This window comes from Streptantibioticus parmotrematis, assembly GCF_019890615.1.
Classification (GTDB): domain Bacteria; phylum Actinomycetota; class Actinomycetes; order Streptomycetales; family Streptomycetaceae; genus Streptantibioticus_D; species Streptantibioticus_D parmotrematis.
Map to the genome: position 1 here is coordinate 37,723 of NZ_JAINVZ010000036.1, position 9,185 is coordinate 46,907.

A 9,185-nucleotide genomic window follows, 5' to 3' on the forward strand; every position below is an offset into this window, starting at 1 on the left:
CGTCGTGCCGCACAATCGCCGGCCGATGCCCATGAGCTGCGCGAACGGGAGTACGCATTGCACGCCACCGCTGAGGAACGCACCGCGCGCGAGCCGGACCGGACCGCCGACGTCGTCGTGGTCGGCGCGGGGCCGACGGGACTGATGCTCGCGGCCGAACTGCGGCTCGCCGGCGCGAGCGTGCTCGTCCTCGACCGGAGGGAGGGCCCTGGGGACACCCCGAGGGCGAGCGGCATGAACGGCCGGATCGTTCAACTGCTGTGCTGTCGAGGCTTGTTGGAACGGTTCAGCCAGGGCGGCCGCGGGCTCGTGCCGAGTCCCTCGATCCCGTTCGGCGGCATGCAACTGGACCTCGGCCGCCTGCCCGACTCCCCGCTCCAGGCCCTCCACCTCCCGCAGCCACGCCTTGAACGCCTGCTCGACGACCACGCGCGGGACCTCGGCGCGAGGGTGCTGCGGAGCCGGACGCTGACCGGGCTGACCCAGGACGAGTCCACGGTGACCGCGCACGTGAGCGGCCCGGACGGACCGTCCGCGATCACCGCGCGCTACCTCGTGGGGTGCGACGGCGGCTGGAGCCGGGTCCGCGAGGCGGTCGGCATCGGCTTCCCCGGCACGGCGTACCCGGAGGTCAACCGGCTCGCGCAGGTCCCCGTGCCCGACGCGGTGACCCTGCGGGACGACGGCGACCTCGACGTGCCCGGGCTCGGCAGGCTCCGCGCGGGCTTCACGCGCACGGATCGCGGGGTGTTCGCGTTCGGCGCGCTGAGCGGGGGCGACCTGCTCGTGCAGACCACCGAGGACCTGGTGCGGACCACCGAGGACCTCGTGCGGACCACCGAGGGCGAGGCGGTGGCCGACGAGGGCGACGCGCCGATGACCCTGGACGAACTGCGCGCGAGCGTCCGCCGGGTGCTCGGCGCGGACCTGCCGTTCGAGGGCGCGACGCGGCTGTCGCGCTACCGGTTCCAGGCCCGGCTGGCCGAGCGCTACCGGGATGGGCGGGTGATGCTGGCGGGCGACGCGGCGCACCAGTTCCCGGCCACCGGCATCGGCCTGAACGTGGGCATGCTCGACGCGGTCAACCTCGGCTGGAAGCTGGCCTCCGTCGTCCAAGGCCGTGTGCCCGCCGCGCTGTTGGAGACGTACCACGACGAACGCCGCTTCGCGGGGGAGCGGGCGATGCTCCAGACCCAGGCGCAGGTCGCGTTGCGGCGCTCGCACGACGCGGCGGGCGACGCGCTGCGCGAGGTGTTCCAGGAACTGTGCGCGGACGAGGGGGCGTTGCGCACGATCGCGGCGCTCGTCGCGGGCACGGACGTCCGCTACCGGCTGCCGAACCCCAACGGGCACGCGCTGACCGGTGACTTCGCGCCCGACCTGAGCCTGAGCACCGGTGAGGGCACGACGAGCGTCGCGCGACTCCTGCACGCCGCGCGGCCGGTCCTGCTTCTGCTGGGCGAGAACGACGACTTGCGCGAGGCCGCGCGCGGCCGGCGCGATCGCGTGGACGTCATCGAGGCCTCCACCGAACAGCCGCCCGCAGACGCCCTGTTGATCCGCCCGGACGCCCACGTCGCCTGGGCCGCCGCCGTGGGGGAGCCCGCGTCGAGCGCGGTGCCCGCGTTGCGTGACGCGCTTGCCCGGTGGTTCGGCGAACCCGGGCCGGACTCCGCCGCGTCCTGACCCGTTGTCCACCGTTCGGTGGACAACGGGTGTGGCCGGGCGGTTGACGGACGGCGGGGGCGTGCGGGCGGAAGCTCGACGTATGGAGAACATTCTGCTGGGGGCCGTGGGCCTCACCTGGGCGATCGTCGAGTTGACCCTGCGCGTGCGGGACCGGGTGCGCGGCAAGGGCGGCACGGAAGGGGACCGCGGCACGCGGCGGTTCAGCGGCGCGCTGCTGATGGCGGCCGTCGTCGGCGCATGGGTGCTGTCGGCGGTCGCGGGACGGCACTCCCCGCTGCGGGTGCCGGGTCTGGAGGCGGCCGGGGTGGTGGTGCTGTTCGCGGGCGTGGTGACCCGGGTGTGGGCGGTGGCGACGCTGGGGCGCTCGTTCCGTACGACGGTCGAGGTGGACGTCGGCCAGGCGGTCGTCACCAGCGGCCCGTACCGCTGGGTCCGGCATCCTTCGTACACCGGGCTGCTGCTGGCGGCGCTCGGCCTGGGGCTCGGATTCGGGACGTGGCCGGGGCTGGTGCTGTGCGCGGTGCTGCCGGTGGTGGGACTGTGGCGGCGCATCGAGGTCGAGGAGGCGGAGATGACGCGGGTGCTGGGCGACGCGTACGAGGCGTACAAGGGCCGCACGAAGCGGCTGGTGCCGGGCCTGTGGTGAGCGGACGCGAATCGGTGGCGAGCGGGACCGGAACCGGGGCGGTCGAGCCCCGGTGGGAGGTCTGCTACGCGGTCGTGTTCGCGGTGGCCGTGGTGGTGGTCGAGGCGGGGCCGCTGGACACCCGGTCGCGGATCGTGGCCGGGGCCGCGCTGGCGGCGATGGCCTGCTGGTACGGGTGCGCGGTACGGCCGTTGACGCGGCGGCCGCGGGCGTACGGGGTGTGGCGGCCGGTGTGCCTGACGGTGCTGCTGGCGCTGTTCGCGGTGGTGCAGTCCCGCGATCCCACGGCGTGGTTCCTGGCGTTCGCGCTGACGCCGATGGGATTCCGGGCGACGCGGACGATGCGCGGCGCGATGGTGTTCGTGGTGGCGCTCAACGCGGTGGGCGCGGCGCTGGTGATCGTGGCGCACCCGGGGGCGGACGGCGTGCTGGGGGCGCTGGCGGTGGCCGCGTTCTCGGTGGTGCTGGCGTACGTGGTGCGGCGGTGGATGCTGCGGGTGACGGCGCAGAGCGAGGAACGGGCCGCGCTGATCGCCCAGTTGGAGTCCACGCGGGCGCAGCTGGCGGCGGCGCACCACGAGGCGGGCGTCCTGGCGGAACGGCACCGGCTGGCGGGCGAGATCCACGACACGCTGGCGCAGGGCTTCACCAGCATCGTGACGCTCGTGCAGGCCGCCTCCGCCGGACTCGACGACGGCCATCCGGCGCACCGGCACCTGGAGTTGGCGTTGGCGACGGCACGCGAGAACCTCGCGGAGGCGCGCTCGCTGGTCTCGGCGCTGGGCCCGGAGGCGCTGCGCGGCGGGGGGCTGCCGGAGGCGGTGGAGCGGGCCGCGCGGATGTCGGGCGGGACGGCGGAGGTGGCGGGGGAGCCGCGCGTGTTGCCGACCGGGACGCAGGTGGTGCTGCTGCGGGTGTGCCAGGAGGCGCTGGCCAACGCCCGCAAGCACGCGCAGGCCACGCGGATCGCGGTGCGGCTCGCGTACGGCGAGGGGATCGTGTGCCTCGAAGTGGCCGACGACGGACGGGGGTTCGAGGAGACCGGGGTGGTCCCGGGGTACGGCCTGCGGGGCATGCGGGAGCGGGTCCGGCAGGCGGGCGGCGCGATCGAGGTGCGCAGCGCGGTGGGCGAGGGAACGACGGTACGGGTGGAGGTCCCGGGATGATCAGGGTGATGCTGGTGGACGACCACCCGGTGGTGCGCGCCGGGCTGGCCGGAATGCTGGACGCCGAGCCGGACATCGAGGTGGCGGCGGAAGCGGGCTCAGGGCCGGAGGCCGTGGCGAGGGCGCGGTCGCTGACCGTGGACGTGGTGCTGATGGACCTGCGCATGCCCGGCGGCGACGGGGTGACCGCGACCCGCGAACTGAAGGACGTCACGCCCGCGAAGGTCGTCGTGCTCACCACCTACGACGACGACGCGGACATCCTGCGCGCGGTGGAGGCCGGCGCCGCGGGCTACCTGCTCAAGGACGCGACGCGATCCGAACTGGCCGACGCGGTCCGGGCGGCGGCCCGCGGCGAGACGGTCCTGTCCCCGACGGTGGCGGGCCGCCTGGTCACCCACCTGCGCACCCCCGCGGGCCCCCCGCTGTCCGCCCGCGAGACACAGGTCCTCACGCTCGCGTCCAAGGGCGCGACGAACGCCGAGATCGGCAAGGAGTTGTTCATCAGCGAGGCGACCGTCAAGACCCACCTGCTGCGCGCCTACGGCAAGCTGGGCGTCTCCAGCCGCACGGCGGCGGTCACGGAGGCACTGGCGAGGGGGCTGTTGCGGGGGTGAGGCGATCGTGGCGCGGGGGGCGTCAACTCACCTATGCGGCAGCCTCGTTGTACAGCTGGACCGCCTGAACCAGCGTCAGGGCGGGCATGGCCTGGCGCAGGGCCTTGACCGCGGGGATCTTGTCGGTGACCGCTACGCCGCGACGGGCGAGGACATCCCGCACCCACTCCTTGCGCACGTCCGCGTCCGGCAGCGCCGCGCGCCGCGCCACGACGTCCACCGCGCGTTCCAGCCCGGCCCGTTCGTCCGGCGCCGCGTCCTCCAGCGCCGCCCGCAACGCGTCCTCGACCGCCCGCGAATCCCGCACCACGACGACCGAGTCGACCTCCGCCACGGCCCGGCCCTTGCCCCACCCGAACACGTCCGACAACCCCCTGCCAGCCAGAACACACGCCGAACGGCGCGATCCCGCGAACGCTATCCCACGGCGGGTCCGCCTCACACCATCGCACCGCCCTCGGGCAGGAAGGTCTTCAGGCCCTCCGCGCACTCCCGCGCGGAACGCGCGGAACGCGGGAGCATGACCGACGCGGGCGGCCCTCGAAGAGCGAGCGCGCCTACCGCTTCACCATCACGCGCGCCTACCGCTGCGCGATCACAGCTGTTCCGGCGTCCGGATGCCCAGCAGGCCCATGCCCCGGTTCAGCGTCCGCGCGGTGAGGTCGCACAGGAACAGCCGGTTCTCCACCATCTCGGGCGTCGGCGCCTTCAGCACCGGGCACTGGTCGTAGAACGTCGTGTAGGCCGAGGCCAGCCCGTACAGGTACGACGCCAGCTTGTGCGGCTCGTAGGTCTCCGCGACGCCGTCCAGCGTGGCCGCCAGCTCGTCCAGGTGCAGGCCCAACGCGCGCTCCGCCGGGGCGAGTTCGAGCTGCGGGTGGGCCTTCGGCGTGCGGCCCTCGGCCCGGCGCAGGATGGAGCGGATGCGCGCGTAGGCGTACTGGAGGTAGACGCTGGTGTCGCCGTTGAGCGAGACCATGCGGTCGAGGTCGAAGACGTAGTCGCGGGCGCGCGACGTCGACAGGTCCGCGTACTTGACCGCGCCGATGCCGACCTGCACCGACCGCTCGCCGACCTCCTCGGCGCCCAGGCCCGAACTCTTCTCCTCGACGACCGCGCGCGCCCGGTCCACCGCCTCGGCCAGCAGGTCCATCAGCCGGACCGTCTCGCCCGAGCGGGTCTTGAACGGCTTGCCGTCCTTGCCCAGCACCGTGCCGAACGGGAGGTGGTGCGCGGCGCCCTCGGGCAGCCAGCCCGCCCGGCGCGCGGTCTCGAAGACCATCTTGAAGTGCAGCGCCTGCCGCGAGTCCACCAGGTACAGCAGGGTGTCGGCCTTCAGCACGCCCACCCGGTTGCGGATCGCCGCCAGGTCGGTGGCCGCGTAGCCGAAGCCGCCGTCCGCCTTCCGCACGATCAGCGGAACGGGCTGCCCGTCCGGGCCCACAACGTCGTCGAAGAACACGCACAGCGCGCCGTTGGAGCGCACCGCGACACCGGAGTCCTCCAACTCCTGGGCCAGCACCGGCAGATCGTCGTTGTACGCGCTCTCGCCGACCAGGTCGTCGTCGGTCAGCAGCACGTCCAGCCGGTCGTAGACCGCGTTGAAGTAGATCTTCGACTCGTCGACGATCTTCTGCCACAGCTCGGTGGTCTCCGGATCCCCGGCCTGGAGGTCCACCACCCGGCGCCGCGCGCGCTCCTTGAACTCCGCGTCCGAGTCGAACACCGCGCGGGACGCCTTGTAGAGCCGGTCGAGCCGCGACATCGCGGCGCCGCCGGTCTCCCCGCTCTCGTGGTCCAGCTCGTGCGGGTGCTCGATCAGGTACTGCACGAGCATGCCGAACTGGGTGCCCCAGTCGCCGACGTGGTTGCGCCGGATCACCGTCTCGCCGCGGAACTCCATGATCCGCACGAGCGCGTCGCCGATCACCGTCGAGCGCAGGTGGCCGACGTGCATCTCCTTGGCCACGTTGGGCTGGGAGTACTCGATGATCATCCGGCGCGGGTCGGCGGCGGTCGGCACGCCGAGCCGGTCGTCCTCGGCGCGCGCGGCGAGGGTGCGCAGGATCGCGGCGTCGGAGACGGTCAGGTTGAGGAAGCCGGGGCCGGAGACCTCGACGCCCGCGAGCACGTCGTCCTCGGGCAGGTGCGCGACGACCTCGGCGGCCAGCTCGCGCGGGTTCGCCTTGTTCCGCTTGGCCAGGCCCAGCACGCCGTTGGCCTGGAAGTCCGCCCGGTCGCTTCGTCGCAGCAGCGGGTCGGCGTCGGCGGCCGACGGCACGGCTGCCGCGAGGGCGGCCGATACGCGCTGCTGGATCGAGGCGGAGAGGGCGGGGACCGAAGCCATGGGCTGTGTGCCGTTCCTGTCAAAGGGGAAAAGGGGTACCGCCCGAGTATCCCATGGGGAGCGACAGCGCCTAATCGTTTGTCAAGCGACACCGGCGGCGTGACCCCCCCGTGAAGCGATGTGAAGCGATACCCGCCGGGCCCAGGCAACCGTGTGGCGCCGGACCGCCTCCTAGGGGTGGGAGAATGAGCGGTGGTATGCCGTGAGCGGAAGGAAGCAAGGACAGTGGCCAAGAGCACCGAAGCCGACTGGGTCGCCCGTGCCGCGGACGACGTCATCGCGGAAGCCGAGCGGCGGGCTCCGGGCGCGAAAATCGTCTGCGCTTCCGGGATCAGCCCCTCGGGCCCGATCCATCTCGGCAACCTGCGCGAGATCATGGTCCCGCACCTGATCGCCGACGAGATCAAGAGCCGCGGCGTCGACTGCGAGCACATCCTGTCGTGGGACGACTACGACCGGCTGCGCAAGGTGCCGGCCGGGCAGCCCGCCGAGTTCGCCGAGCACATCGGCCGCCCGCTGACCTCGGTCCCCGACCCGTCGGGCGCGTACGCCAGCTGGTCGGACCACTTCAAGGCGCCGTTCCGGGCCGCGCTGGCCGCGCTCGGCGTCGAGGTCCGCGAGATCAGCCAGACCGAGCAGTACACCTCGGGCGCCTACCGCGAGCAGGTCCTGCTGGCGATGCGCGAGCGCCACCGCGTCGACGAGGTGCTCGGCCGCTACCGCACCAAGAAGGCCAAGGCCGCCGAGGGCGGCGAGGGCGCGGCCGAGGACGACGAGGGCGGCGCGGGCAGCGGCTACTACCCGTACAAGCCGTACTGCGGCGTGTGCGGCCGCGACCTGACCAAGGTCACCGGGTACGACGAGGCGACCACCGAGCTGTCCTACGTGTGCGAGTGCGGCCACACCGAGACGGTGCTGCTGTCGGAGCACAACAGCGGCAAGCTGGTGTGGAAGGTCGACTGGCCGATGCGCTGGGCGTACGAGGGCGTGACCTTCGAGTCCGGCGGTGTGGACCACTCCTCGCCGGGGTCGTCGTTCACCGTGGGCGGGCAGCTGGTCCGGGAGATCTTCGGCGGGCTGCCGCCGGTCTACCTCCCGTACTCCTTCGTCGGCATCAGCGGCATGGCCAAGATGAGCAGCTCCAAGGGCGGCGTGCCGACCGCCGAGGACGCGCTGCGGATCATGGAACCGCAGCTGCTGCGCTGGCTGTACGCGCGCCGCCAGCCGAAGCAGGCGTTCAACATCTCCTTCGACCAGGAGATCAGCCGCACCTACGACGAGTGGGACGCGCTGGAGCGGAAGATCGCCGACGGCTCGGCCGCCCCGGTCGACGCCGCCGTGCACGCCCGCGCCGCCCGTACCGCGCTCGGCGAGCTGCCGGTCACCCCGCGCAAGCTGCCGTTCCGCACGCTCGCCTCGGTCGTCGACATCACCACCGGGGACGACGAGCAGACGCTGCGCATCCTGCGCGACTTCACCCTCGATGACCCGATCGCGTCGCTGGACGAGACCCGGCCGCGCCTGGACAAGGCGGAGACCTGGGTCAACACCCACGTCGAGGACGAGCAGCGCACCCGGGTGCGCACCGAGCCCGACAAGGAGACGCTCGACTCGCTCGGCGAGCCCGACCGCGAGGCGCTGCGCCTGCTGCTCGACAGGCTGTCCGACCACTGGTCGCTCGACGGCCTGACCACGCTGGTCTACGCGGTGCCGAAGCTCCAGGCGGGCCTGGACGCGGACGCGAAGCCGACACCCGAGCTGAAGGCGGCGCAGCGCTCGTTCTTCGCCCTGCTCTACCAGCTGCTGGTCGGCCGGGACACCGGTCCCCGGCTGCCCACGCTGCTGCTGGCGGTCGGCGAGCAGCGGGTACGCGAGCTGCTGGCGGCCGGCTGAGCCGTGAGGCCGTGAGGGGCGCGAGGGGCGCGAGAGCGTGAGGCCGTGGGGCGCGGGACCGTTCAACAGAACGGTCCCGCGCCCCACGCGTCTCACGCGATGTGGTCCTCCATCAGCTCGTTGTTGAGGCGGGCCGTGAACTGGTCCATGTAGTGGTTCAGTTCACGCGACTGAAGGCGCAGCCCGTACTCGGCCTCGACGTTCGCGGCGAACGCGCCGGGCGTCGGCATGCCCTCACCGGCTATCGAGCGCCGGAAGACCTGGTACAGCTCCTCGTCCGTCGAAGGGGCCCCGTCCTGCGCGCCCTTGCCCAACGGGCGTACGCCGCCGGCGCCGTTGGGCACCTGGACCTGCGGCTCCGGGGCGGGGGCCTGCGTCTGGTCCGGGACCTGCTCCTGGACCTGGGCCTGCTCCTGGGCCGGGACCGGCCGGGATTCCGCCGCGCGCGGTTGCGGGAGCGGGATCTCCTGCGGGTCCCCGGGCTCGGGCACGTAGTACGCGGGCAGGTCGTAGTCCGGCTCGTAGTCCGGGTCGTAGTCGCCCGTGTACTCCACGTCCTGAGGCGTGGCGAACCACTGGCTCGGCGGTTCCTCGGCGGGCGCGGGCGGCTGCTCAGGTTGGACCGCCTGGGCGGGCTGGGCGGCCTGGGAGGCTTGGACGGCCTGAGCGGTCCGGGCGCCTTGGACCGGCGGCTGCGGTGACTCGGCCCGCGCCGGCAGTGCCGGCAGCAGCTGCGGTTCGATCCCCGCCGCCGACAGCCCGGCGGGCGCGGTCTCCGCGAGCGGGACGCCGTAGCGCGCGAGACGCAGCGGCATCAGGGACTCGAC

7 protein-coding genes and 1 pseudogene are annotated in these 9,185 nt (G+C 73.2%); 5 read left to right on the plus strand and 3 right to left on the minus strand.

Annotated elements, in window-relative coordinates:
- The first annotated feature begins 57 nt into the window (after nucleotides 1–57).
- From K7472_RS30605 to K7472_RS30620, 4 genes are all read left to right on the plus strand, one after another.
- Nucleotides 58–1,686, plus strand: a complete 1,629-nt coding sequence (locus K7472_RS30605) for an FAD-dependent oxidoreductase (protein WP_222982257.1) — start codon at nucleotides 58–60, stop codon at nucleotides 1,684–1,686.
- An 82-nt stretch (nucleotides 1,687–1,768) separates the two neighbouring features.
- Nucleotides 1,769–2,335 carry a methyltransferase family protein gene (locus K7472_RS30610; RefSeq protein WP_222982258.1) on the plus strand — a complete coding sequence of 189 codons (567 nt, stop codon included), beginning with the start codon at nucleotides 1,769–1,771 and terminating at the stop codon, nucleotides 2,333–2,335.
- Nucleotides 2,332–3,501, plus strand: a complete 1,170-nt coding sequence (locus K7472_RS33580) for a sensor histidine kinase (RefSeq protein WP_222982259.1) — start codon at nucleotides 2,332–2,334, stop codon at nucleotides 3,499–3,501. Before K7472_RS30610 ends, K7472_RS33580 begins: the two co-directional genes overlap by 4 nt.
- On the plus strand, nucleotides 3,498–4,118 hold the full coding sequence (locus K7472_RS30620; RefSeq protein WP_222982261.1) for a response regulator: 621 nt from the start codon (nucleotides 3,498–3,500) through the stop codon (nucleotides 4,116–4,118). The genes K7472_RS33580 and K7472_RS30620 overlap by 4 nt, the downstream gene beginning before the upstream one ends.
- Before the next feature lie 31 nt (nucleotides 4,119–4,149).
- Here K7472_RS30620 and K7472_RS30625 read toward each other — a convergent pair whose 3' ends face one another.
- Together K7472_RS30625 and argS are read right to left on the minus strand one after the other, a co-directional pair.
- Nucleotides 4,150–4,452, minus strand: a complete 303-nt coding sequence (locus K7472_RS30625; RefSeq protein WP_222982263.1) for a hypothetical protein — start codon at nucleotides 4,450–4,452, stop codon at nucleotides 4,150–4,152.
- Nucleotides 4,453–4,713: 261 nt separating this feature from the next.
- The gene (argS, locus tag K7472_RS30630; protein ID WP_222982265.1) at nucleotides 4,714–6,465 is read right to left on the minus strand and encodes an arginine--tRNA ligase; all 1,752 of its coding nucleotides are present in this window, start codon (nucleotides 6,463–6,465) and stop codon (nucleotides 4,714–4,716) included.
- Nucleotides 6,466–6,690: 225 nt separating this feature from the next.
- Between argS and lysS the strand changes: the two genes are divergently transcribed.
- Nucleotides 6,691–8,358: a lysine--tRNA ligase gene (gene lysS / locus K7472_RS30635; protein ID WP_222982266.1), complete on the plus strand. Its 1,668-nt coding sequence runs from the start codon at nucleotides 6,691–6,693 to the stop codon at nucleotides 8,356–8,358.
- Between the two features lie 92 nt (nucleotides 8,359–8,450).
- Here lysS and K7472_RS30640 read toward each other — a convergent pair.
- A pseudogene (locus tag K7472_RS30640) lies at nucleotides 8,451–9,185 on the minus strand (DUF2637 domain-containing protein); the annotation flags it as partial.